At 42.0% G+C, this 24175-nt stretch carries 19 protein-coding genes and 3 pseudogenes; 9 read left to right on the forward strand and 13 right to left on the reverse strand.

Features of this window, described 5'->3' with window-relative positions; genetic code table 11:
* Positions 1 to 121: 121 nt before the first annotated feature.
* The 3 genes from OCV36_RS16800 to OCV36_RS16810 form a co-directional block, all read right to left on the reverse strand.
* A complete protein-coding gene (locus tag OCV36_RS16800; protein ID WP_135456920.1) occupies positions 122 to 949 on the reverse strand; it encodes a hypothetical protein in 828 nt (275 codons plus the stop codon).
* Complete coding sequence (locus OCV36_RS16805; RefSeq protein ID WP_135456922.1) at positions 949 to 1323, reverse strand: hypothetical protein; 375 nt, start codon at positions 1321 to 1323, stop codon at positions 949 to 951. Before OCV36_RS16805 ends, OCV36_RS16800 begins: the two co-directional genes overlap by 1 nt.
* A gap of 259 nt (positions 1324 to 1582) precedes the next feature.
* Positions 1583 to 2866 carry a site-specific integrase gene (locus OCV36_RS16810; RefSeq protein ID WP_050645893.1) on the reverse strand — a complete coding sequence of 428 codons (1284 nt, stop codon included), beginning with the start codon at positions 2864 to 2866 and terminating at the stop codon, positions 1583 to 1585.
* A 129-nt stretch (positions 2867 to 2995) separates the two neighbouring features.
* Here OCV36_RS16810 and OCV36_RS16815 point away from each other — a divergent pair.
* A pseudogene (locus OCV36_RS16815) lies at positions 2996 to 3502 on the forward strand (MFS transporter); the annotation flags it as partial.
* A gap of 954 nt (positions 3503 to 4456) precedes the next feature.
* Here OCV36_RS16815 and OCV36_RS16820 read toward each other — a convergent pair.
* The 5 genes and pseudogenes from OCV36_RS16820 to OCV36_RS16840 all read right to left on the reverse strand — a co-directional run bounded on the left by OCV36_RS16820 (position 4457) and on the right by OCV36_RS16840 (position 11501).
* Positions 4457 to 6154 (reverse strand): hypothetical protein, encoded by a 1698-nt coding sequence (locus tag OCV36_RS16820; RefSeq protein ID WP_135456924.1) that lies wholly within the window; start codon positions 6152 to 6154, stop codon positions 4457 to 4459.
* A gap of 721 nt (positions 6155 to 6875) precedes the next feature.
* A complete protein-coding gene (locus OCV36_RS16825; protein WP_135456926.1) occupies positions 6876 to 8222 on the reverse strand; it encodes an MATE family efflux transporter in 1347 nt (448 codons plus the stop codon).
* 86 nt (positions 8223 to 8308) lie between these two features.
* Complete coding sequence (locus tag OCV36_RS16830; protein ID WP_135456928.1) at positions 8309 to 9154, reverse strand: helix-turn-helix domain-containing protein; 846 nt, start codon at positions 9152 to 9154, stop codon at positions 8309 to 8311.
* Between the two features lie 268 nt (positions 9155 to 9422).
* Positions 9423 to 10340 carry a DMT family transporter gene (locus OCV36_RS16835; RefSeq protein ID WP_017075268.1) on the reverse strand — a complete coding sequence of 306 codons (918 nt, stop codon included), beginning with the start codon at positions 10338 to 10340 and terminating at the stop codon, positions 9423 to 9425.
* 271 nt (positions 10341 to 10611) lie between these two features.
* A pseudogene (locus OCV36_RS16840) lies at positions 10612 to 11501 on the reverse strand (LysR family transcriptional regulator).
* A 113-nt stretch (positions 11502 to 11614) separates the two neighbouring features.
* On the opposite strand from OCV36_RS16840, the gene OCV36_RS16845 reads away from it, so the two are divergent.
* On the forward strand, positions 11615 to 11923 hold the full coding sequence (locus tag OCV36_RS16845) for a putative quinol monooxygenase (RefSeq protein WP_135456930.1): 309 nt from the start codon (positions 11615 to 11617) through the stop codon (positions 11921 to 11923).
* Positions 11923 to 12318 (forward strand): RidA family protein, encoded by a 396-nt coding sequence (locus tag OCV36_RS16850; RefSeq protein ID WP_135456931.1) that lies wholly within the window; start codon positions 11923 to 11925, stop codon positions 12316 to 12318. The genes OCV36_RS16845 and OCV36_RS16850 overlap by 1 nt, the downstream gene beginning before the upstream one ends.
* A gap of 772 nt (positions 12319 to 13090) precedes the next feature.
* Here the strand turns inward: OCV36_RS16850 and OCV36_RS16855 are convergent.
* Positions 13091 to 14014, reverse strand: a complete 924-nt coding sequence (locus OCV36_RS16855; protein ID WP_017075262.1) for a LysR family transcriptional regulator — start codon at positions 14012 to 14014, stop codon at positions 13091 to 13093.
* 134 nt (positions 14015 to 14148) lie between these two features.
* On the reverse strand, positions 14149 to 15042 hold the full coding sequence (locus tag OCV36_RS16860; protein WP_135456933.1) for a DMT family transporter: 894 nt from the start codon (positions 15040 to 15042) through the stop codon (positions 14149 to 14151).
* A 124-nt stretch (positions 15043 to 15166) separates the two neighbouring features.
* Here OCV36_RS16860 and OCV36_RS16865 point away from each other — a divergent pair, with 124 nt between their 5' ends.
* A complete protein-coding gene (locus OCV36_RS16865; RefSeq protein WP_010432677.1) occupies positions 15167 to 15649 on the forward strand; it encodes a MarR family winged helix-turn-helix transcriptional regulator in 483 nt (160 codons plus the stop codon).
* Between the two features lie 284 nt (positions 15650 to 15933).
* Positions 15934 to 16236 carry a hypothetical protein gene (locus OCV36_RS16870; protein WP_135456934.1) on the forward strand — a complete coding sequence of 101 codons (303 nt, stop codon included), beginning with the start codon at positions 15934 to 15936 and terminating at the stop codon, positions 16234 to 16236.
* Between the two features lie 28 nt (positions 16237 to 16264).
* Here OCV36_RS16870 and OCV36_RS16875 read toward each other — a convergent pair whose 3' ends face one another.
* Positions 16265 to 17170 carry a LysR family transcriptional regulator gene (locus OCV36_RS16875; RefSeq protein ID WP_135456936.1) on the reverse strand — a complete coding sequence of 302 codons (906 nt, stop codon included), beginning with the start codon at positions 17168 to 17170 and terminating at the stop codon, positions 16265 to 16267.
* Between the two features lie 206 nt (positions 17171 to 17376).
* Between OCV36_RS16875 and OCV36_RS16880 the strand changes: the two genes are divergently transcribed.
* Complete coding sequence (locus tag OCV36_RS16880) at positions 17377 to 17814, forward strand: DoxX family protein (protein WP_135456939.1); 438 nt, start codon at positions 17377 to 17379, stop codon at positions 17812 to 17814.
* A 122-nt stretch (positions 17815 to 17936) separates the two neighbouring features.
* Here OCV36_RS16880 and OCV36_RS16885 read toward each other — a convergent pair.
* Positions 17937 to 18378, reverse strand: a pseudogene (locus OCV36_RS16885) (GlcG/HbpS family heme-binding protein).
* 102 nt (positions 18379 to 18480) lie between these two features.
* Positions 18481 to 20106, reverse strand: coding sequence for a malate synthase A (aceB, locus tag OCV36_RS16890; protein WP_135456941.1), 1626 nt, complete (start codon positions 20104 to 20106; stop codon positions 18481 to 18483).
* Between the two features lie 314 nt (positions 20107 to 20420).
* Here aceB and gcl point away from each other — a divergent pair, with 314 nt between their 5' ends.
* From gcl to OCV36_RS16905, 3 genes are all read left to right on the forward strand, one after another.
* On the forward strand, positions 20421 to 22193 hold the full coding sequence (gene gcl / locus OCV36_RS16895; RefSeq protein ID WP_135456943.1) for a glyoxylate carboligase: 1773 nt from the start codon (positions 20421 to 20423) through the stop codon (positions 22191 to 22193).
* Positions 22194 to 22310: 117 nt separating this feature from the next.
* Entirely contained in the window at positions 22311 to 23087 is a 777-nt protein-coding gene (gene hyi, locus OCV36_RS16900) for a hydroxypyruvate isomerase (protein WP_065206407.1), read from the forward strand.
* Positions 23088 to 23124: 37 nt separating this feature from the next.
* Positions 23125 to 24021: a 2-hydroxy-3-oxopropionate reductase gene (locus OCV36_RS16905; RefSeq protein ID WP_135456945.1), complete on the forward strand. Its 897-nt coding sequence runs from the start codon at positions 23125 to 23127 to the stop codon at positions 24019 to 24021.
* The last annotated feature ends 154 nt before the right edge of the window (positions 24022 to 24175 follow it).

The raw sequence follows: 24175 nt of genomic DNA on the forward strand, positions 1-24175 counted from the left end.
AACCTCTTCTAGTAGGCGTAGTGACCGCTTGGGCTGACCATTTTGTATGTTTATTTCATACTTCTGTTGAGCCTTTTGTAACTCTTGCTTGTGATTAGCATTAACTAGAGGATGAAAATTGTCACAAGTATAACAACCTAGCGGTTTTGATAACTGAACTTTCAAGTTCACCAAATAACTCTCCAAATTCATTTGTTACGCAGAATTCTGGCTTACTAAGAATGTCTTGAATTCGATTAGTATCAAATTTACTTATTATCTCGTTAGACTCAAAGGCATGGTTTATTTCTTGCCTTGCCTCCATACTAAAATCAATATAATTCTTAATAGCTTTTAACGTTACCCCTGTTATGGCAGCAATTTCAGCACCGGAGGAGCCATTTAGTGCTGCGTTGGTCAATATTGTATGGCGAATGCGATTGTTACCAACAGACATTTTTGAGGGGGTGGATATTCGATCTGATTTATAATACTTTGCCAAAACTTGTTTGCTATATCTGTTTAATTTATTTAAAGAATTGTCCCGACTCCAATGGCCAAATTCACTACTTTCATTAAAGCATTGGCGTAAATTATTTTTATCTTTAAAGGCTGACTTAAATACTGTATATTCTGGAAATATTGGTAATTGTGAAATTAAATGTGATTTTTCATCTTTGTTAAGTTGTATTCCATTTTTTTTCAGGTTTTTAATGATTAAGTTAATGTAAGAATTAATATATTTAGAGAATATATAGGAAAGTTCTCCATTTAATACCTGTGGGACTCTCTCTGCATCCTCTCTGAATCCATTAGAGCTTTTACCTTTGAAAGTCCTTATAATAAGTTCATCATAACCAACTAATTGAGGGATTATTATGTAATCGTTATTGTATGACTGCCCACACAAACGGAAGTCACCTATTTTTAATTCTCTTATTTGAGTGGGTCTTCGTAAAATTGAAAACATTAATACAAATGCAAGATGAATTGATACTTCACTGAGATTTTTTCCGTTATCTTATGTTTGAATAATATTGAGTTTATATGGTTGCCTTGTATGCGTAACGACTCAAAAATGCTTACAAGTTCATGCTGGGTGTGTGCTCCTTTGTCTGGATCTACAATAATGTTTTCACGATCGTATTTTATTCTTTTGAAATTATTTTTATTTTCTTTTAATATTTCCAAGAAATCAATAAAACATACACTTGTGAGGTGTTTTATTCCTTCTTTATCAAACTCCTTCAAAACGGTAGTTACAAATTCATGTTGATATTTACTACTTAATTTAGATAATGAAGATAAATATGTATTTTTTTCTTTTCCAATCATTACTTCCATAACCCAGGCCCTAAGTGCTAAATGCGGCCCTTCGAAAGTACTCGGTTTATTTCTTGTAGCTACAGTAACTAAACTATTAATTAGAAAAATTATTATATCTTGTGCTAATCTCGACTCATGCAAAAAACATACATTGAATGTATTTGTCTTTCCAATTCCAAGTTCCCAACTGTCACTCGAAGGTATAAATTTGAAGTTTTTATCTCTGGCATGAACACTTATATTTAGGCTGTTGGGGTGAGTTTTATATTTTTTTTCATTATTTATTTTCCTCTTGATCTATGTTGATGTTTGATATCTTGTCTTGAGTTGAAAATTTTATTTCTCTAGCTTTTTCATGAATTCTTTTTTCATTATAAAGTTGTCCCATCTTTGAACGACTAGAGTGTGTCATTATCAACTTTCTCATATCTTCTTTTGATTCCCCTGTTATTCCAGCATCTTCAGCTTTTTTATCAAAGTCTTCTGAGAACCAATATCGAACTTTATGCGGGGTAATTGATATGTTTACATGTTTAGAAATTACGGTAAATAAGTACGCGTACGCCTTAAGGGAAAGAGGTCTTCCAGCACTTTTACCCTTCTCAGAAATAAATATAAAATCATGAAGGCTAGCCTCTTTATATTTAGATCGAACATTCTTTATATAATTAATTAATAGTTTACTTGTAGTTTTTGATATTGGAACAACTGCTGGCTTTGTTTTCTGAGCTGGCTTATGTCGCCTTATTTCATCGGGGTCATTTGGAGTGCGAGTGATATGGATTCTCGGTTGATTATCATCACGTAGGTCGGATATTTTTAATTTCGCAATGGCTCCATTCCTTGCTCCTGTATCTACGAATAGATTAAATATACATTCGTTTCTCAGTTTCGAACCTACAAAAGGATTTAGAGGACTGTTTTCCTTCAAATTATTTTGTAGTTTGGTCATAATATTATTAGGTATTTCCGATTCAAATGGGTCAACTATGGTTCTATTTATCTCTCTTAATTTTTTGATTTCAAGTGCAATTTGGTTATCAAATGAAATATATCTTTGTATAACAGCTGACTCTTCATTAGCAGATGCGTGATGGATTTCTTTTAGATAACTAACAAACCAACGAAAGGATTTTAATCTAATCTTCGCCGTACTAGTCGAAACCAACTTATCTGTGAAGTTAACGTGATTGAAGTGTGGTAGTTCAAGAAGTTGCTTCTTTGATATGTGAACAACAGAATTGGAGTTGTTTTTAGAGAAGATGTCAGCGCTAAAACTGCATTGATAAGCCAATTTATCGAGCTGCGTGTAGGTCATAAACTCTCCATTCTCGACTTTCTCTACAATAGAAATCTGGCGAGAATATAGATGCTTAAGTACTAGCAACAGAGCTCTGGCATAAGCAAGTTGAGAGTTGAAAGATAATGCTGATGCATGATGAGTTAGCCAGCCGTTAGCAAAAATAACATCAGTAATGTGTGAGATAGGATGATGCTCACTATCTACAATAATTGCTTGTTGTCGTCCCCTTAATTGGGTGGGTATTACTTTTAAATTCATTACAGTTTTTCCTAGTAAATAACGATTTGTTATCTTTCACCCTTTTGTTATGAATTCCAAGAGTTAAGCTACTGAAATTAGAGGTGAAACTTGTCTTATGATGTTTGACAATAACAATACTAGGAATAGTTCGCAGGCTTCTTGATGGTAGAGAAGTTCGGTTACTCGGCTGCTGATATAACGCTACTGTTCTTAATCAACTATCTGTTTAATTTCTTGTTTGCCAAACGTATTGGTCGATTTATTGGTGTAGTCGGTGAGCGTAAAGCGCTGATCTTCGAGTATGTCGGTTTGATTGGTGTGTTCGTTGGGTATGCTTTAGTACAAACGGCGGAGTGGGCAGCCGCGCTGTATGTGGTCGATCATCTGTTCTTTGCGTTGGCATTAGCGATCAAAACCTACTTCCAGAAAATTGCAGATCCTGCTGATATGGCCTCAACCGCGGGTGTCTCTTTCACCATCAACCATATCGCCGCGGTTGTTATTCCAGTCGCGTTTGGTGTGATTTGGTTGTCTTCCCCTGCGACAGTTTTTTACATTGGTGCAGCAATGGCAGTGGTTTCTCTGGCGCTGTCTTTAAACATTCCTAAGAAGCCTGAAGAGGGTAACGAAGTCTGGATGTTTAGCTGGCGCTAATGTGCATTTCAATCTGATGAGATAAACAAAAAGCTCCAATAGTGATATTGGATCTTTTTTGTATGCGTTGTTTGATGATCAAGAAGCGTCACGCTCTAAACGTATGATTTTGAAGGCTCGGATTTACGAACAGTAGGGTAAGGTGTGATATATTTCATCAACGCGAGATAAAATAAGCAGTTTTCGCTTCAAGCTCTCATGTTCAAAGGAATGTGTATAGCAGCCTAATGGACAAGTCTCGTATGTTGGGTTCGAATCACGATGATTTATAATTGGATATAATGTGATAGGTCGAGCGTAGGCTCGACCTTGCGACTAAGTTAATACACGTAAACGGTTTATTTAATAACCGAGAAAAAGAGTGCAGCTATTGATAGTACTGTGGGAATTATCATCCCGAAGATCAGAAATTTCATTTTCATCCAATATAGGCTTCTCTCATACTGGTGAGTTCTTTCCATCAGAAATAATATACGATCCATCTTGATATCTTCACCACCAAAAACAAGTGATAGTTCACTTTCATAACCTGATCTCATTTCAATGTTCCTACTTTTTAGTGACTAATATTATTTTAAATAAAACTTTATAATAACTTACATTGGCTCTGACTAGTTATAGAGTGGTTGATGCCATCAATAATAGATATGGGTATAAGTAAAGTCATCGAGTTTATTACCAGTGAAATAAGCCCCTAATGTAAACTAATCAATAAATAAAAACATAATACAAAGTTAAATATCATTGTCCTACTCACAGGGTTAAGTTCAAGACTGATTCGATATGAATTTCAATGTTTACATTAAAGTCATGCTCATTAGGTGATTGCCACTAGATAATAAAATCCTAGATGTGAATATCTACGTTATTGATCCCATTAATTACTTTTCTCAAGTGCGGGTTGTAATTTGGTTCCCCATACCCTTTCAGCTGATGTACAGTTACTCTACTAATTTAGAAAATGTACACGGCTCCAGCATTTTTCCAGGAATTATCACTCCAATCGAGAAGAGGATCCGAAGGATGTCCAGGTGCTCCAATAGCAAGCTCATCAGCGCCGGGTTTAAACATCATTGACTTCCCGAACTCCTCGTTTACACCACTGACACTATCACCAGTAAAAACGCCTTCCCATGCGTAGTCTCGATCACCATAGTTAGTTAAGTGGTAAACATAAACCGCACCGTCTGTATCACCACCAATTTCTAAGGTATCAGGGCTGTGATGAAAACCAAACCCTCGCCATGGGGCCTGTGGGGCGGATACCGCTAGATAACCGTTGTCACTAAGCGCGATATCAGAACCAAAATTTTGACCTTTAAATGCCTTTACTGGATCTATTGAATCGACGTTTGACCAAAAACCTTTCTGTGAGTCGTATTTATAACTAAAGACTTTATCAACCCCGGGAGCTCCAACGAGAATAAGGTTTGCGTCTTTATTTATAGTGACTGATGACCCGAAACCACTGTTTTCAATTGGGATGGGCATTTTCAATACGGTTTCTAAACACCATATATCGGTGTAATGGTTTGGATAGGGGTTAAGACGGTATACATAGACAGTACCACCGTGCTTGACTTCGCTACCTGTATCTTTTCGTAATGAATCCATAGGAGAACCAACGACTATAACGTTGTCTTTTGCAATAGCGACACTAGCCCCGAATTTTGCATCGATAGCTAGATCATCTGGATGCTTTAGTTTTAGTTCACTAGGGTGACGTACTGTTTTAATGCCCGATTCAGGAGCCGATGGAAAGTTGAGATCTTTATTGAGGAAGAGTGAGACTTCTCCTGCCATATTTTTATTTTTGTGCCCCATGACGATGATACCACCATTATCACCTGAGCTAGCTAAAGCTTGGCCATAAGAATCAGTAATAGAACCACTTGAATCGCTGTAATTTTCGAACCAATGTTCTAGGTATCCATTATTATAGTGACTATTTGTTTTGCCAAAAATAACGAGCGCTTTGTTTTCGTCCGAAGCAGAATACGTCGATGTTGCAAGCATCATGTCTTCGAAAGTGTTACCTATGGCCACTAAGCTATTCGTTGATTTTCGTGCTTCAGTGTTATAGCTCGTTCTATTCGCTATTTCTTCATCATAATTATAATTGCCATTTTCCTGCGCAGTATAAATACCAACTATATGATTTGATTCTTCACCTGAATTGACGATTAAATGATCATTTTTCCAGGTTAGTGCATCGCCAAAGCGAACGTTGCTCGAATCGGAATGCTTAAGGTTAGTTTTAACCCGAATGACAGTTTGTTCTAGATTTTTTAATTGAAATTGTGGAGATTGAACAAGACAATAATCATTATTTTTGCAGGCTAGCAGTTCATAATCAGAAGCTGCGGCATCAAAATCGACGAGGTCGATCTTTAGCTTATATGAAGTACCAGTGATTGATGGTTCAATTACTTCGCTAATTAAGCCATGAGCCGAGGGTCTATAACGTATCAACTTATAATGTTTAATTTCTTCAATTTCATTCCATTCTAAAAGTATGCTTTTAGCTTGAATTGACTGGGATACGGTCAGAGAAGAGTTGTCTTGGTGAGTGTCTGATGATGGAGATGAATCACTTCCACATGCAGACAAGTTTAATGCGGTGAATATAAGAAAAATGTACTTTTTGGTCATTGTGACCCTCCATAGGTAGAAATTTAATCCGAAGTGCTGATGAGTACCTTAAACTCTGTCTATTGATTAGTTGAGCCATAGAATAATTACTAATTCTCTTTAAATCTAAATTTAAATCATCAACATTACTTTTCAATAAACGTGATATCTAGCACTTTACAAAGACCTTAATTTTCTAATTCGTCAACCTACGAGACAATTATCGACACTATCTTTAATACACGTAACTTAGGAAAATGGAGTGAACAGAGTTTGTATGTGGGGTTTTCTAAAATGATAATAATAATTTTTTAAGCACTTTATTAGAATATTTATATTTAAATATGTGTCATATTAAGTATGAAATCTAATATGCCTTTCTGTGTGTTGATTATTTAATGTCTAAATTAATGTTCAGTTGTTGATGTGTTATGGGTGAATATATACAAAATATCATTGAATACCCCTAGCTAAGTGGTTATTTGTCTTGGGTTTCCAAAATGTACGTTGGGATGTGTAAAATAAGTAAAGCCCTCATGGAAGATTGTTTTGAGGGTTTTACTGTTCATTTTTATTTGACTATTACAGTCTTCATTTTCCATGGTGTAAATTTTTGAGTGGCTCATTTGTTGGTTCTAATGAAACAAGAGCTCGATGATGGAATAATGATATGGAAGCTCTAATCATGAGTAAACCTGCTACGGATGGTCAAAGAAGCGTTACGCTCTAAACGGATTGCTTCTTATGCCATTGGCTCAGCCAAGGCGCTTGAAAAACGCTTCTTATAGCTGCGTAACATGCTTAGGCTGAATATGGCTGTTACGGTTTCCGCGAACAGGATACTCGCCCAAATACCTTGTTCTGGGAATAGCTTTGGCAAAATCATGATACCCAATGCGACGAACACAAAACCTCGTCCTAGAGATATCAGTGTTGCTTGCTTAGGTTTGGCCGTTGCCTGAAACAGGTTGGCGATCACCAAGTTTATGCCCATCAGCGGCACAGCAAAGAAGAAGAACGTCAATGCGGTTGATGACAGTGCAATCAAATCGCTTGAATCACCCAAATAGAGGGCTGCGATTTGTGGAGCAAACAGGTACACCAGAACCATAAACACCAAGCCGCTACCAATTGCACTTTTTAAACCTAAGCGAAAAATCGCTTCGATTCGGCTTGGTTGGTTGGCACCATGATTAAAGCTGATGATTGGCTGGCAGGCTTGAGCGATTCCGACCATCACAAACAGGGCGAATACCCCGATGTTTGCCGTTAAGCCATAGGCGATAATATGATTCTCACCAAACTGATGCAGCAACACGTAGTTGAACAATAAGATTGTCATCGCTGCGGTTACTTCAATGAAGAATGTCGGCGTACCTATTTTTAGGATGCTTGGCAGTTTGCCCAAACCAATCCCTTTTAAGCTCATTTCCAAGGTGCCTTGTTTACGCACGAAATGGCTTAATAAAATACAAGCGATAACACCTTGAGCAATTGCTGTACCGTAGGCCGCGCCTTTCATGCCCCAGCCAAATTCTAAGACGAAGAAGTAGTCCAAAACTAGGTTAACCACAGCACCTATCGACATCGCGTAAGTTGCCAATTTTGGGTTGGTATCGTTTCGTACAAAGCATGACATGACCCAAGCTAACGAGTACAACACAAAGAATGGCAGCATCACAGACAGGTAATCGTGAGTCAGTTCAGCCATGTAACCAGAAGCGCCCATTAACGCAATCATGTCGTCTAAAAAATACAAAGCAATGCTGACTGAAATGGTGCTAAGCACGGCGGTACTGAGCATTGATTGACTAAAAAGTGTTTGGCCAGATGTTGTATTTCCTTTGCCTACTTCGATAGACATAAGTGCTGCGCCACCAATGCCCACCATCATGGCAATGGCGGTGAATATTGAAAAAGCAGGGATGGTCAAAGCGATAGCACCAAGCCCATCAGGGCCAACACCGCGTCCGACGAACCAAGCATCTCCCATGATAAAAAGAGACTTGATCACCATGCCCGTTAGTGCGGGCCAAAGGTATTGATAAAAGGATTTTGAGATCGGATCGGTTTTGAGATTAATGCCCATTCCAGAAAGCTCCCAACAAATTGGATGAAATAAAGAGCGAGCATTATCGGAACTTAAGTGGATTCTAAAAAGGGATTATCTGCGTGTTATGTGGCACTATCTGCACATCGAGTTCGAAACTCTGCGGGTGACTCGTTCATTTGACCGCGATAAAAACGACTGAAATAGGCAGGGTCTTCGAAGCCGAGTTCAAAAGCGATGGTTTTAATTGTCTTGGTCGAAAAGATCAATTCACGGTTCGCTTCTAAGATGGTTCGGTCGTGGATTAGTTGCGTGACCGTTTTCCCTCGTTCCGCTTTGACAATCTCGTTGATGCGCTTGTTGGTGATCGACAGCGCTTGCGCATAAAATTCGCAATGTTTGTGCGTGGCGTAATGTTGCTCAATCAAATCAACAACCTTGTTGACTCGGCTGTCGCGCACTTCACCTTTCAATGAGGATTGGGTGGCGAAACGTAATATGTAGCGCAGAAAGCTATTCATGAGTGATTCTACCAAATCCCAGTCGCTATCCACTCGCTCACACTCTTCTTTGATCATGGTGAAAATAGGCAGCAGGTAGCGGTTGCCTTCCTCACTGCAATCCAAATAGGGAGGGCGACTTTGATGCATGGCAAAAACAGTGTCGACTAATTGTGTGTTGCGATGATTGGTTTTGACAAAACCTGGGGTAAATACCAGTAAACGAGCATTTTCTCCCACCAGTTCTGAGCGGTGCACCTGACCTGGAGCGATGGTAAAAATACGCCCGATCTTGTTGTCATAGTCAATGAAATCAATACTCTGACTGCCTAGGTTATCCACGCACCATACCAACTCCCAATATTCATGCCTGTGTGGTTCAAGAAACGCGTCGTCATCGTTTTTAGACAGCTCAGTGGCACGGCAAGGCTGACCTTTGATGAGTCGAACGTGTTTAATGGGTGCTCTCATGACGTTCCTTTTCTGAATACTGATGTTGTGTAGGCTAAGACAATGGTCGACGATTCTAGTTGTTTCTAATGTAGCCGATTGCGACTTTTAAGTCATTTGCTTGGTGCGTTATTAACTATTAACTATTAATTATGAGTCGTTAAACAATGATCGCGGTGAGACCATTTGGAGTGTATGCGGAGGGGAGTGAGGTAGGAGCTTCGATTCGAGTAACTCAATAAAACCCAAGAAGCTCATTGCGAGCTTCTAGGATAAATTAACATAGAGCTTAGTTGCTGCTTGCCGTTTTTAGCGTAGAGCGAAGCTTGAAAATTCCCTTTGGCGCCTTGGTGAGCAAGATGCCGCAAAGCAGGGGAATCATCATAAACAATGATTGTTCAGACAGAACTTCACCATTGACGTAGCAAGAGATCAGTAGAGCAACTACTGGGAAAATCAGGAAGCAGATAGAAGCTTGGAAAGGTGACGAAACCTGTCCCAGCTTGAAGTAAGCAACAATGCCCCCAACACTCGCTATAAAGCCTAGGTAAATCACGGCTGAAATCGAATCCCAAGTGAACGATTCAACATTGACGTTTTCACCGATAGCCGAGACAGCGAACAAGAATAGAGAAGCAATAAAGCTCGGTAATGCGTTGTAAGTCAGCACTTCAATGCCCTTGCAGTGTTTCTGAACCAACACATACATAACAGCGTGAATGGCGACAGCAAGTCCTAGGCAAATGGTACCCATTAGGTAATCATCGCCACCCATCTGCATTTCGTTGCCAAGGATTAAACATAGGCTCACAACAGCCGTGATCAAACCGAATATTTGGTGCTTTGCCAATCGTAGGCCTAGGAATAAGCCAGACATTAGCATGACAGCAACCGGCATGTTCGCGAAGATGATCGACGCTAAACCAGAAGAGATGTATTGCTCGCCGTAGATCATCAAAGTAAACGGAATCGCGAAGTACATCAGTGCCACAATAAGTAACCACTGACGCTTACCTTTTGGGAACAGGAGTGGTTGATTAAAGACTTTTGCTAAAACGACTAGCAGAGGTGCTGCAAGGAAAAAGCGCAGTGCAGTGGCAAAAATAGGTGGGATAGAATGCAATGCCACTTCCATAGCGAACCAAGTGGTTCCCCAAATTAAGCAAACAGAGACAAAAAGCAAGATAGTTAGAGACTTCGAATTCATGGTGACTACTCATTAATAATTATTTTAAATCATAGGCTTGTGGCGCCTTAATGACGTGGCACAGTATAGATAAGTAGTCGGAGAAATTTTTTGTCTTTTTGTCTCTGATTTTGCTTTTTTGTAGAAATAAAATCTCCAATCTTACAATTAGAAGTAAATTATTTCTTCAATGTTTATATTTCACAATGTCATTATTCTTTGTGGGGTCAAATTAAATATTAGAAATGGGCCTTCTAATATTTAATTCTCTTCGTTTGATTGTGTGAGTCACTTATGAATAAGATTCAGCGTGTCGTTTTAGGTCGTCCATAAAAGCTCGAATCCTGGCTGGCATTTGCAAGCCATAGTTATGCACGATATAGAAAGGGGCTTTAAGTATCTGCCCTTCCGGCAAAAGGCTCACTAATGTACCTTTGAGTAGTTCTTCTTCAATAGCTTGTTTTGGTAAGCAAGCAATGCCTAATCCAGATAAAGCCATCATTTTTATGGTAGGAACACTGTCACCTGTACGATTGGCCTTGAATTGGTAGGTGTTCACTTTCCCTTTGCTCACTTCAAAACTTCTTTGGCTGTTAATACCTTCCCACTGATTGGCAATATAATCATATTCGGAAAGATCATTTGAGGTGACGGGTAACTGTAATTGTGTGTTCGCAAGATAGTCTGGGTGGCAGCACAGTACCTGTTGAAGGTCACCAAGCTTTATTGCTCGAGATGTTGAATCAGGTAGGTCGCCTACTGTGACCGATAGATCTATGTATTTATCGATGAGATTGAGGCGCATATCGCTGGCTAATAATAGAGGTTCGATACGGGGATGGGCTTTCATGAACTCACACATCGCCGGTCCAATAAGATTTGTCATCAATGTGTGTGGCGAGGTGATGGTGATGGTGCCTGCAAAATCAGAACAGGACTCGCGTGCTTCTTCCTCAGCAAGTGTCATTAATTTTCGCATTTCCAAACATCGTTGATACAAGCGCTGACCAGCATCCGTTAGAGATTGTCGATGAGTAGTTTTACATCAAGGTATTGCTCAAGTCCTTGTAAATGGTGACTAACGACAGACTTTGATAGCTCTAGCTTATCAGCCGCTTTGGTTATAGAGCCAGACTCTACGATTTGGGCGAATACTTGCATACGATGTAATTCGTTTTTCATTGTTGTTATTGTCTCATTAAATCGAACTATATTTGAAATTCTACTGTATTTATCTATTTTTACAAACAAGTAAGCTTCTCCTCGTACCTTAACAAAATAAGAAAACGGAGAGAATAATGACTATTTTAGTGCAATTTACCTTGAGCCATACTGAAGATAAAACGGCAGAGATCGTTGAGTTTTTTAACGAAATATTGCCAGATACTCGAACTTTCAACGGTAACCTTTCTGCGGAACTTTACCAAAAAGATCTGTCTGAAAACGCCTTGGTTCTATGCGAAGAATGGGAAAGTACCGCTCACTTCAATGAATACATTGCTTGGCGCAAAGATATTGGCGATTTTGACCGTTTAGGCGCGATGCTTACGGATATGCCAATTATCACCGTCATGTCAAAAATCGTCACGACCTCTAAGGCGTAATGATGAATAAGATATGGAGCCCTTCTTCAGTACCCGCTCCGGCCGCTAATTATCACCAGTGTGCGTTGATTCCTGCTGGCTCGACGCGGTTACATATAGCCGGGCAACTAGGGATTGATAGCCAAGGTATGGTTGCTGAGAGTGCGGAAGAACAAATTGTATTAGCTTGGCAAAATTTGAGAGGCGTGCTTCAGGCCAATCAAATGGATGTGGAAGATCTTATCAGTGTAAGGCTGTACTTAGTTGATCGAAATGATATGCCTGAGTATCAAGCTGCAAAGCAACGCTTGCCTTTCGATGTTGGTGGTCTCCCAACGACATTATTGTTTGTTAGTGGGTTATTTGATGAGCGATGGAAAGTTGAAATTGAAGCTGAGGCGGCGAAAGTGATTTAGGGCCATTGCTGTATTCCCAATCTCATTGAGATGGAATCTTAATGGCGTAAAAAACCCCTTTATTGAATCAGACTATAAAGGGGTGAGAGCTACCACACGAAACGGTAAACTAAAAACGAAGGTTGAAACCTAGCTCGACGCTGCCATCTGAACGAAATACATCTCCGGGGCTAACGCGCTTTTGACCGAATGTGTATTTCACATAAGGTTCCACCCATTTGGGTTTCAGCGTAAAAGTGACGTCTTGGCTGTTTGAAGCTTAAGCTTTGATCTAGGTAATTGAATGTTTGTCTTTGATGGTTGTTTGTAGATACAACAAAAGGTATCAATAATCGTTTCATCGTACCCTCAACTTTCAAAAAAGGAGCCGCTGATAAGCGGCCCCTTTGCTTTTATATTTATTATTTTGACTAGCGCGATCTTTGACGGCTTGTTTTATTTTCTGACGTTGTTTTTGTTAAAGAGATTTTGTTTTTACGACTTTGATCCGACCCTAAACCTGAGAGAAATTAACTACGCTCTGCGTCTCTTTTTCATCTTACCTGGCATATTTATATCAATGGTGTTAGCTGATTCTATGTCCGTAATTAGTCGTTCATTTAATTTTCTGCTAGATAGCCTTCTGAATATTAAGATGCTTCAATCGCTAGTTATGTGGCGTTCCTAGCCGATGAGAGAAGTATAGGGATGGAACAAAAAAGCCTCTAATCCCTTAAAAGAATAGAGGCCTTAACGATCAGTTATTAATGAAACAGAGTAAAGAGGGTGATAACTACTGGTTATTATTGAGTTGTGATTCAAGTATTTTCCTCAACCACAGCGTCATTGGGCTATTTCGGTTTTTGTGATGATAGTACGCACAAACCGTTGGTTCGTAATAGCTACTATCAAACAGCAACTTGATGGCTCTTAATGAGGTTTCTTGTTCAATATCTAGGAATTTAGATGCTGGGAATAACATGTCTGAGTTTTTGACGACATCAATAACTGCAGACGGTAATTCTGAACGGAAACCAATGTTTGCTTTCAACCCTTTTACTTTGAGTATTTTCTCTGCTTGTGACTGGTGTGAATTCCAATCAACCGCAATCACTGAAGCTAATTCAAAATTTACCCCGTCTTTAATTTCTAAAAATTCTTTTTCGTATGGGTGATCTTTCCTGACATACCCTTTGAAAGTATCTTGTGCAATAGGCTTTTGCAGTAGTTCTTTAGGGGCATGGTTAATCTCGTAGTTCAACCCTATGTAAACTTCATCATTAATAATGTCGGTCATGGTTGTGCCTGACCAATTCAATAGCTGAATTTGTACTAGCGGTGCTTCAGAACGAATGGCTTTAAAGAGCTTACTGGAAAGAGACGACAGCAAATATGGGGACAATGCGACTTTGACCACTCCTTGTAGTTCAGCGGGATTAAAATCATTGCTGTTATTAATAGCGAAAGAAAGTTCATCAAGTATTGGTGAAATGCTTTCCGCTAGCATAGTCGCGTGATCAGTTGCACGTAATCCGTGGTGCGTTTTTACAAATAGCTCATCGTCGAAATGATCGCGCAATCTTTGTAGAGCTTTACTGATCGCCGGTTGAGATACGAACAAACGTTCGGATGCTTTGCGCATATTCCGCTCTTGATGCAGGATCATAAAAGTTCGCAGTAGATTTAAATCTAAGCTAGAAAACAAGTCTTTTGCCATATTGAGCACCTTATTATTAGTTATTTAACTATAAGGTTGGGTTGGTACGAGAACAAATACATATTTTATATAGGTGTGATGCCTGTAAAGAAAAACCCGCACTTGGCGGGTTTATAAGTAACAATCTAAATCTTTTACTGCGTAACGGGTTTGACCGTTTTGGTTTGCCTTACTGCCAGAATAAGCTGTGGTAGTAGTGACATCACGATCATGCCTGTCATCAGTGAATACTGTACTGGAGTGAAGGACTCACCCATCAACACCATCCCCGTAACGATGCCAGCCACTGGGTTAGCGATGCCACCGAAGGTGAAATCAACCACTGACATACGTTGTAGCAACCACACATACATGCCGTAACCAAGCGCCGTATTCAGCCCAATTACCCACAATAGACCCATTGCGTTGCGAGAATCGAAATGAGTGACTGCATTAATATAAGGTTGCGGGTCGATGAACGCATGAACGCCAGACGCGACAGACAAAATAGCACCGCCTAGAATCAGCTGCCACGTTAATACCTTCCACCAGTGCATGCGATTACCCAGTGATTTTGTAATGCTGCTGCCGATGACAATACACATGATTGCGGCGAACATTGCACCTAAACCGATTGGATTCAAAGCGATTTGGCTTGGGTTAAACAGTATCCACGCTAAGGTGATCAAGCCAATACCAGACAGGGCTTGAATCAAATGCGGGCGCTGCTTTTTCACTACCCAATGGAAGATCATCGCGAACACAGGCACAGAGATCATACCCACGCCAGAAATCGCTGAAGGCAGCGTTAGTGCCATCACGAAGATCAGGCCAAAGAAGGTCGCAATATTGATAAGGCCCAATGTGAAAATGATCTGCCACTCGCCTTTTTTAGGCAGTGTCGGCTTTACTGCTAGCAATAACAAACCAGCAGGTAACGCACGCAAAGCACCTAATAATAATGGTGGCCACTCCTGTAGCGTAAATTGCGTCACTGCATAGGTTGTTCCCCAAAAGAACGCGGGGATCATTGCTAATAATATGTTCATTTAAAATATCTTTACGTTAAGATAACTATTGTGTGAACTGTATACTGAGAACTAGTGGTTGTAAAGTATCTTTATGTTAAACTAGTTTGAAGTAAACAAGACTAATCACGGAGCTAGATTGCAAATGGATGCTATCGACCGCGTTGTAGAGCAATGGGCAAAGGAAAAGCCCGAATTAGAAACTGAGCCTATGGCAATGATGGGCCGGATTATGCGTATTGCCAAGTATATGGAGACGCAGGTTGCCGAGCTTCATAAAAAGTACGACATGAAACTCGGTGAGTTTGATGTGCTAGCCACCTTGCGACGCTCTGGAAAGCCTTACCGACTCACTCCCTCTGAGCTGATAGGTTCGATGATGCTGACATCCGGCGCGATGACCAATCGCCTTGATAAGCTAGAAGCTAAAGGGCTGATCAGTCGTGAGCACAGTAAAGAAGACAGACGCAGCGTGAGTGTTCAGTTAACAAAAGATGGTCTTATTCTTATTGACCAAATGATGACTGAGCATGTTGAAACGCAGAAGAAGCTGGTGAAATCTCTGTCTGCGAGCCAGAAGAAAAACACTAACCAGCTGCTGAAAACATGGTTGAGTGCTTATGAGTAATTGACTGGCTGGATCGGATTGCTGAATTTATCGAATTTCTTGAACTGAGCTATCTTAATCTGATTTGAAAACCGAAGTGATGAGCTTCGGTTTTTTTGTGTCTGCAATTTGGTGTTGCGCTATTTAGTATCGGTTAATTTGGGAACGGCACTGAGCCAGAAAACCGAACAAGTTCCATCGATGTAATTCAATATTTTGGGACATCTTATTTAAGACTTCCCGTTATCAATAGAGAGTCCCCATCCGTATATTTCTCGTATTCCCACAATACAGAGAATACTAAAATGAAACTTAAAATAGCCCTTAGCGCAGCACTACTAGTGACGTCATTTGCATCTCATGCAGAATTGAAAATGTCGATCAACGAACAAACCAATGGCGTCGTCGTCACGGTTTATAAAGATGGAGAACGCGTCCCTAACGCTCAGGTCACCACTAATATTCGCGGGCAACAAGTGACAGAAACATCAGGCAGAGGGCAAGCCTTTTTCTACAAGGGAAATATCCCGAGGGTGTACCAATTTGAAGCAACGACATCTCAAGGAGAGAGTGTCCAACAAAGTCGATTCATTGGACGAGATAAATAGATTTTCGGAGTGCCTGAATAGAATCGAGCTAGTGAGTTTGAGCCGATGCTCTCCAGCACTTTTCTAACTTTTTCAAAGCGAGTGTTTTGGCTTTTCCCATGTTGCCTATTTGCCACGCCAGTACGATATCAACGGTTCTTGCGTGGCCAATTTCCACTAGACTTCCGGCTTCTAACTCGGCGGTTATAAGCTGTTTAGGCAGAGTGCCAATACCAAGGTTCCGTTGAATTGCCGTTAACTTACTACTCATTGAACTGACCGTACTGGTTTTTTGATTCAATAATATATTTTTGGTTATTTTAGGCGCGGATTTAGCGGTATCGGCCACTGCGATGATCGTGTGTTCACGTCGTGTGGTTTCATTGAGCGGATTGGGTTCGTTTAAAATGGAGGCATTTTTCGCGGCCACCCAGATCATTTCTACACGGCCGATAGTTTTACTGTTCACGGTATTCGGTAGTTCGATATTGGGCATCGATGAGATAAGAATATCCGCTTTTCCTGAGATTAATGCTTCCCAGCCCCCCGACAAAATATCCTCTTGGACATACAGTTGCGTGCTGCATTCTGTTGCCATGTCGGCGATTAACGACAACGCAATGTCTTGTCCGATAATGCCGTCATAGGAAACAAACAGTTCGCTTTCCCAACCACTTGAGAAACGTTGTATTTGGTTTATGAGTTCATCTGACCCAGTTAACAACTGTCGGCCATTTTCCACTAACATTTGTCCAACCTGGGTAAACACGGCTCTGTGTCCTGAACGATCTAAGATCAAGATGCCGAGTTCGTCTTCCAATTTTTGAATCTGATAACTCAATGCAAAAACGGATCGATTGAGATGCGCAGAGGCTGACGAGTAAGTCCCTTCACGTTGTAGAACATCTAGTATTTGTAAGGTGTCGAGCGGCAGTGTTTTCTTCAGAGTCTTCATAAAATCAATAAAAATGGGGCAAGTGTTTCAATAAGTTTAAGGCAATGGTAACAGTATTGAGGTTGTTGAATCTTCGGATTTAGTCAGTAATTTGTATGCGAGTATGTCTACTAAAATTTCAAACAAGTTGTTCTATTTTTCTCGTTATCATCTTAATGCTAAGTCGAATAACCTATAGGTAATGAAACTTATTAAGGCTTAGAACTATGAACACCAGATTGAACGACACACTGACTTTTTTCGCTCGTATTTTATTGGCTTACTTGTTTATTCAAGCGGGTTGGGGAAAGCTATTTAGCTATGAAGGAACTGCGGGATATATGGCATCTCAAGGAGTTAGTGCTCACTTGTTGCCTTTGGTTATCTTGCTTGAACTCGGTGGCGGGCTTGCAGTTTTAGCTGGATTTATGACTCGCTTTACAGCGTTCTCGATTGCATTTTTCTCTTTAGTCTCTGGTGTTATGTTTCACTTCGACCCAAGTTCATCGGGGCAAATGATTCACTTCTACAAAAACGTCTCTGTTGCTGGTGGGTATTTTGCGTTAGCGGTACTTGGCGCGGGATCGTTTAGTGTTGATTACTGGTTGTCTAATAAGTTTAAGCAAGACGCCAAATGGACGCGCTTAATGGTTCTTGTTCGTTAGTGGTTTTTGTCTAATCGCAGTTTATTCGTTAGTGTTGTTGGCGCAACTTATGAATAAAAACCGAAGCTCAGGCTTCGGTTTTTTGTTTCTGTTTAAGAACTTCAGTAAAGTGAATTGGCTAGTTAAGCTTGCAGCATCTCGTCGCTAAACAGTTCAGCACAGCCAATGCCATTAATGGCGCAGCTTTCGTCGATATCTGATATATCGCCGCTAACCCCGATAGCGCCCAGTACCGTTTTATCTTTGTCTCGAATCAGTAGCCCCCCCTGGTACTGGCACCATGTTTCCGTGTGCCAGCACGTTTACGGCGGAGATGAATGCTGGTCGGTTGTCAGCATCTTGGGCGAGTTTTCTAGAGGAACAGCCCAGTGCGAGAGCTCCCCACGCTTTAGCAATCGCGATGTCTGGTCGCATCATGCTAGAACCGTCTTGACGTTGCAGGGAAATCAGCTTGCCACCACTGTCTAAGACGGCAACCGTCAAAGGTTCTGTGTGGATCTTACTTCCTGCTTTTAAGGTTCCATCGATGATGGTTAACGCTTGTTGTAGAGTCAAACTTCCCATGTTATCTCCTAGTTTTTCAAGGGGCCGTGTACCAAGCTCAGCCAGCCAATCATTACTCTAGTTTGTGAATATCATTGACTGATTCAGCTCGGTACAAGAGTCCTAACTGGACTCTTGTAACAGCCCATAGCTGGGTAAAGTTAGGAAGGCAGCGAACTCATCGGCTGTAGAAAGTTGATAGAAAAGATCAGCTGTCTCTTCAAATCGACCTGCTGCATAGCGCGAGTCTCCGACTTCATGTTTTATGGTGTCTAGCTCTTGGTAAAGCCAAGAGTGGAATAGTGATTTGGTAAAGGTTTGGCCATCATCGAGTGTTACCCCGTGGTGGATCCATTGCCAGATATTGGCTCTCGAGATCTCAGCGGTCGCGGCATCTTCCATAAGGCCGTAGATAGGTACACAGCCATAGCCTTGAATCCAAGCTTCGATGTAATACAGTGCGATGCGTATATTCTTACGAACGCCCGCTTCGTCACGACTGCCTTCACAAGGTTTTAGTAACGAGTCTGCATTGATCACATGCTCTGGGCTTTGGAAATCCATTTGGTTTACTTTGCCATCAAGGTGCTTATCGAATATCGACATCACTAAATCAACCAGTGCAGGGTGCGCGACCCAAGTCCCATCGTGTCCGTTTTGAGATTCTCTCTGTTTGTCTTCAATTACTTTGGCAGTCACACGCGCCATCTCTTGCGGGTCTTTTGCTGGAATAAAGGCCGACATACCACCCATCGCCAGTGCACCGCGAGCGTGACAAGTACGTACCAACAGCTGGCTGTAGGCATTTAGAAACTCTTGATCCATGCCGATCCCGTGGCGGTCAGGCAGGATACGATCTTTATGGTTTTTCAGCGTTTTGATGTAGCTAAAGATGTAATCCCAACGGCCACAATTCATCGCTACGATATGATCGCGCATTGCATACAAGATCTCTTCCATTTGGAATACGGCTGGAAGTGTCTCAATCAAAACCGTCGCACGAATGGTGCCTTTGGGTACGTGGAAATAGTTTTCGGTGAAGCTGAAAATATCGTCCCACCACTGTGCTTCTTCCATGCTTTCTAGCTTTGGAATGTAGTAGTAAACGCCTAAGCCTTGTTGTGCACGTGATTGATAGTTGTGGAAAAAGTACAAGGCGAAGTCCATCAAGCAACCGCCGATAGGCTGATTGTTGAATTGGATGGATTGCTCAGGAAGGTGGATCCCTCGTGGGCGTGCGATCAGCAGTGCAGGATCGTCGTTTAATTGGTAACGCTTCTGCTTCTTCTCATCGAAATAACTAATGGTGCCAAGGTTGGCATCTCTTAGGTTGATTTGCCCTTCGACCATATTGGCCCAAGTTGGGGAAGACGCATCTTCAAAGCAACACATGAAGACTTTCGCGCCTGAGTTTAGCGCGTTGATCACCATCTTTCTTTCGATAGGCCCTGTGATCTCTACGCGGCGATCGAGTAGCTCTGATGGCGGTGTTGCTACCTTCCACTCTTTATTCTGACGAATAGAAACGGTGTCTTTTCTGAAGTTGGGTAACTCACCCTCGTCATATTGAGCTTGCTTTACGTCGCGGTCACTTAGCAGGGCATGACGGCGATCTCCAAACTTATTGACGAGAGCTTCTAAGAATTTTAATGCATCTTTAGACAAGATCTTTTTGTACTCGGAGTTGTCCACCTTCCCAAGTACCTGCATACACAGCACATCTTCTCTCTCTTTCACGTCATTCATCATTGCTTGTCTCCTTTACATAATACGATGTCATTTTGTATACAAAATGCTCTTTTTAAGGGTATTTATATGGTAGAAATTGTAAACAAGCAAATGCTATTTAACATTTATTTATCATTTGATTTTTTTGTTATTTATTTTTATGTAAAGATATTTTATGTAAAGCAATGAATTGTAAGCTTTTCAGGATAAGTGCGTACTTAATGTGACGGGTTGATGTAATGAAAATGTTTCATTTTGGGCTTGATAAATGCTGAGGATGATTCATAGTACACAAAAGTTAGTTTAATTGTATACAATCTGAACTGGAGGTTCGAATGGCAGTTATGAAAGCGATTGAAGCAGCGGTTGAAGTGCTTAAACGTGAAGGTGTAGACATCGCATTTGGTGTTCCCGGCGCAGCAATAAACCCTATGTATGCGGCTATGAAAAAGCTCGGAGGAATCGACCACGTCTTAGCTCGTCACGTAGAGGGTGCATCCCATATGGCTGAAGGGTACACACGTACCAATCAAGGCAATATAGGTGTGTGTATTGGTACTTCTGGTCCTGCGGGAACGGACATGATCACGGGCCTTTATTCTGCGACTGCAGATTCGATTCCAATTCTATGCATCACAGGTCAGGCTCCGCGTGCTCGCCTTCATAAAGAAGACTTCCAAGCGGTTGATATTGAATCCATTGCTAAGCCAGTGACTAAGTGGGCGACTACGGTGCTGGAACCTGCACAAGTGCCACGCGCATTCCAAAAAGCCTTTCATTTAATGCGTTCGGGTCGTCCAGGTCCAATCCTGATTGATCTACCGATTGATGTTCAGCTGGCTGAGATTGAGTTTGATATCGATACTTATGAACCACTAGAACCTTATAAGCCAAAAGCGACGCGCGCGCAGGTTGAGAAAGCATTAACCATGATGTCTCAATCGGAAAAACCGCTGATTGTATCGGGTGGTGGCGTGATTAACGCTGGCGCATCTGAATTGTTGCAACAGTTTGCAGAAATCACCGGTGTGCCAGTGATCCCAACCTTAATGGGCTGGGGCTCTATTCCAGATGATCATGAATTAATGGCAGGCATGGTAGGCCTACAAACCTCTCATCGTTACGGTAACGAAACCATGCTCAACTCTGACTTTGTGTTTGGTGTCGGTAACCGCTGGGCTAACCGTCATACCGGTTCTGTGGATGTTTACACCGAAGGCCGCAAGTTCGTACACGTCGACATTGAACCGACGCAAATTGGCCGCGTGTTCTGCCCAGATTTAGGCATTGTCTCTGATGCGAAAGCAGCGCTAGAGCTAATGGTTGAAGTGGCACAAGAGTGGCGTGACGCTGGCAAACTGCCGAACCGAAATGCTTGGGCAAGTGAGTGTCAGGAACGCAAGTCGACCATGCTGCGTAAAACTAATTTCGATGAAGCGCCAATGAAACCGATGCGTGTTTATGAAGAGATGAATAAGGCATTTGGTCGTGACACTTGTTATGTGAGCACCATTGGTTTGTCGCAAATTGCTGCCGCTCAGTTCCTGCATGTTTATAAGCCACGTAACTGGATCAATTGTGGTCAGGCTGGCCCATTGGGGTGGACAACACCAGCCGCATTGGGTGTACGAGCAGCTGATCCTGATCGCGATATTGTCGCTATCTCCGGAGACTATGATTTCCAATTCATGATCGAAGAGCTGGCCGTTGGCGCGCAATTTAACTTGCCATACATTCATGTGTTGGTGAACAACTCGTACTTAGGTTTGATTCGCCAAGCACAGCGCCAATTTGATATCGATTATTGTGTACAACTGGCGTTTGATAACCAGAATGCGCCAGAGCTTGAAGGCTACGGGGTAGACCATGTAGCCGTTGTTGAAGGCTTAGGTTGTAAGGCGATTCGAGTTCGTGAGCCAGACCAAATTGCGGCGGCGTTTGAGCAAGCCAAAGAGCTGATGAACAAGCACAAAGTACCGGTTGTTGTTGAGCTGATTCTTGAGCGAGTGACCAATATTGCGATGGGCGTAGAGATCAACGCTATCAACGAATTTGAACCGCTTGCCGAAAGCCGCGGTGATGCCCCAACAGCGCTAGCGTACAAGTAATCATTAAGTCATGTGTATCCGTAGAGCTGAGGTTTAGCTCTACGGAAAGTCTCCAATAGAGCGAGGCTTTACTACAAATAACCCAGATTTTTACAGATAAAGAATAAGGACAGAGTCATGGCAAAATTTGCAGCAAACTTGTCAATGTTATTCACGGAAGTTGATTTTATGGATCGCTTTGAAGCTGCCGCAGAAGCGGGCTTTCAAGGTGTGGAATATCTTTTCCCTTACGCCTTTGATGCTCAGGCAATCAAAGCAAAGCTCGACGCTAATAACCTAGAGCAAGTGCTATTTAACTTGCCTGCAGGTGATTGGGACGCTGGCGACCGTGGTATCGCGGTAGACCCAGCGCGAGTTGAAGAGTTTCAAGCGGGTGTACCTAAAGCTATCGCTTACGCAAAAGCACTCGGCTGTACTCAAGTGAATTGCTTGGCCGGGATTGTTCCGCAAGGTGTGACCCAACAAGACGCGCAATCGGCGTTTGTGATTAACCTGCATTATGCGGCGAACGCGCTAGCAGCAGAAGGCATCAGCTTAGTGATAGAAGCGATCAACACCCGCGATATTCCGGGTTTCTTCTTGAACACCACAGAGCAAGCCAAAGCGATCATCAAAGAGGTAGGGAGCAATAACCTTTCTATCCAATACGATATTTATCACATGCAAATAATGGAGGGCGATCTTACGCCGACCATGCAACAGAACATTGGCCAAATCGCGCATGTTCAACTAGCTGATAACCCAGGTCGACACGAACCGGGTACTGGAGAAATCAATTACCCATTCGTGCTCAATTATCTTGATGAGCTGGGCTATCAGGGTTGGGTTGGCTGCGAATACAAACCTAAAACGACAACGACAGAAGGCCTTGGTTGGCTGCACCAGTACCGTTAATTACGTCTGGTAACCCTCAAACGTTAAGGAGAACAACATGTCTAAAATTGCATTTATCGGAACTGGCATCATGGGTAAACCTATGGCGAGTAACCTTCAAAAAGCAGGTCACGATTTGATTCTGTCGGATCACTTTAATGCAGCACCTGCCGACCTTGTGGCAGCGGGCGCAACGGTCTGCCACTCACCAGCAGAAGCGGCTGAAGCTGCGGATATCATTATCCTAATGGTACCTAATACCCCTCAAGTTGAAGATGTCCTGTTTGGTGACAACGGCGTCGAGAAAGGTCTAACGGCGGGCGGTTCAGCTGGAAAACTGGTTATCGATATGAGTTCAATCTCGCCAATCGCCACCAAAGCAATTGCAGCGCGAATCAATGAAGGTGGTGCTTCATACCTTGATGCTCCGGTATCTGGCGGCGAAGTAGGCGCTATCAATGCGGCGCTGACTATCATGGTGGGCGGTGAGCAAGACGCCTTTGATAAAGCTCGTCCTCTGTTCGAAATCATGGGTAAGAACATCACGCTAGTCGGAGACAACGGCGCAGGTCAAACGTGTAAGGTCGCAAACCAGATCATTGTGGCACTGAATATTGAAGCCGTATCTGAAGCCTTAGTGTTTGCTTCAAAAGCCGGTGCTGATCCAGCACGCGTACGTCAGGCGCTATTAGGTGGCTTTGCTAACTCTAAGATATTGGAAGTACACGGCGAGCGCATGGTTGAAGGCACATTCGACCCTGGCTTTAGAATATCGCTTCACCAGAAAGACCTGAATCTTGCGCTAACGGGCGCACAAGAGTTAGGGGTTGCATTACCGAATACGGCTAACGCTCAAGAGCTGTTTGGCGAGTGTGCCGAAATGGGCGGAGAAGGTTGGGACCACTCTGCGCTTATTCAAGCGATTGAGAAACGTTCTGACCACTCGATTCGTTAATCTAATTAACGGTTCGTCTGTTTAGTGGTTAGTCAATCAACTGATTATCCATTAATTAATTCGGGCTGCTATTGATTCGTAGCCCACCAGTTTCAAACAGTTTGTTTATAAATCGCGTAGTTTCGTCTCCTTTTATACGCGTTCCTGATACGAG

Origin of the sequence: Vibrio echinoideorum (genome assembly GCF_024347455.1) — a bacterium.
Lineage (GTDB): Bacteria > Pseudomonadota > Gammaproteobacteria > Enterobacterales > Vibrionaceae > Vibrio > Vibrio echinoideorum.

Bases quoted from the DNA above. Each gene is read 5' to 3' on its own strand.
- OCV36_RS16800 (WP_135456920.1), bottom strand. From the start codon at position 949: ATGTTTTCAATTTTACGAAGACCCACTCAAATAAGAGAATTAAAAATA.
- OCV36_RS16805 (WP_135456922.1), bottom strand. From the start codon at position 1,323: ATGGAAGTAATGATTGGAAAAGAAAAAAATACATATTTATCTTCATTA.
- OCV36_RS16810 (WP_050645893.1), bottom strand. From the start codon at position 2,866: ATGAATTTAAAAGTAATACCCACCCAATTAAGGGGACGACAACAAGCA.
- OCV36_RS16820 (WP_135456924.1), bottom strand. From the start codon at position 6,154: ATGACCAAAAAGTACATTTTTCTTATATTCACCGCATTAAACTTGTCT.
- OCV36_RS16825 (WP_135456926.1), bottom strand. From the start codon at position 8,222: ATGGGCATTAATCTCAAAACCGATCCGATCTCAAAATCCTTTTATCAA.
- OCV36_RS16830 (WP_135456928.1), bottom strand. From the start codon at position 9,154: ATGAGAGCACCCATTAAACACGTTCGACTCATCAAAGGTCAGCCTTGC.
- OCV36_RS16835 (WP_017075268.1), bottom strand. From the start codon at position 10,340: ATGAATTCGAAGTCTCTAACTATCTTGCTTTTTGTCTCTGTTTGCTTA.
- OCV36_RS16850 (WP_135456931.1), top strand. From the start codon at position 11,923: ATGATGAATAAGATATGGAGCCCTTCTTCAGTACCCGCTCCGGCCGCT.
- OCV36_RS16855 (WP_017075262.1), bottom strand. From the start codon at position 14,014: ATGGCAAAAGACTTGTTTTCTAGCTTAGATTTAAATCTACTGCGAACT.
- OCV36_RS16860 (WP_135456933.1), bottom strand. From the start codon at position 15,042: ATGAACATATTATTAGCAATGATCCCCGCGTTCTTTTGGGGAACAACC.
- OCV36_RS16865 (WP_010432677.1), top strand. From the start codon at position 15,167: ATGGATGCTATCGACCGCGTTGTAGAGCAATGGGCAAAGGAAAAGCCC.
- OCV36_RS16870 (WP_135456934.1), top strand. From the start codon at position 15,934: ATGAAACTTAAAATAGCCCTTAGCGCAGCACTACTAGTGACGTCATTT.
- OCV36_RS16875 (WP_135456936.1), bottom strand. From the start codon at position 17,170: ATGAAGACTCTGAAGAAAACACTGCCGCTCGACACCTTACAAATACTA.
- OCV36_RS16880 (WP_135456939.1), top strand. From the start codon at position 17,377: ATGAACACCAGATTGAACGACACACTGACTTTTTTCGCTCGTATTTTA.
- aceB (WP_135456941.1), bottom strand. From the start codon at position 20,106: ATGATGAATGACGTGAAAGAGAGAGAAGATGTGCTGTGTATGCAGGTA.
- gcl (WP_135456943.1), top strand. From the start codon at position 20,421: ATGGCAGTTATGAAAGCGATTGAAGCAGCGGTTGAAGTGCTTAAACGT.
- hyi (WP_065206407.1), top strand. From the start codon at position 22,311: ATGGCAAAATTTGCAGCAAACTTGTCAATGTTATTCACGGAAGTTGAT.
- OCV36_RS16905 (WP_135456945.1), top strand. From the start codon at position 23,125: ATGTCTAAAATTGCATTTATCGGAACTGGCATCATGGGTAAACCTATG.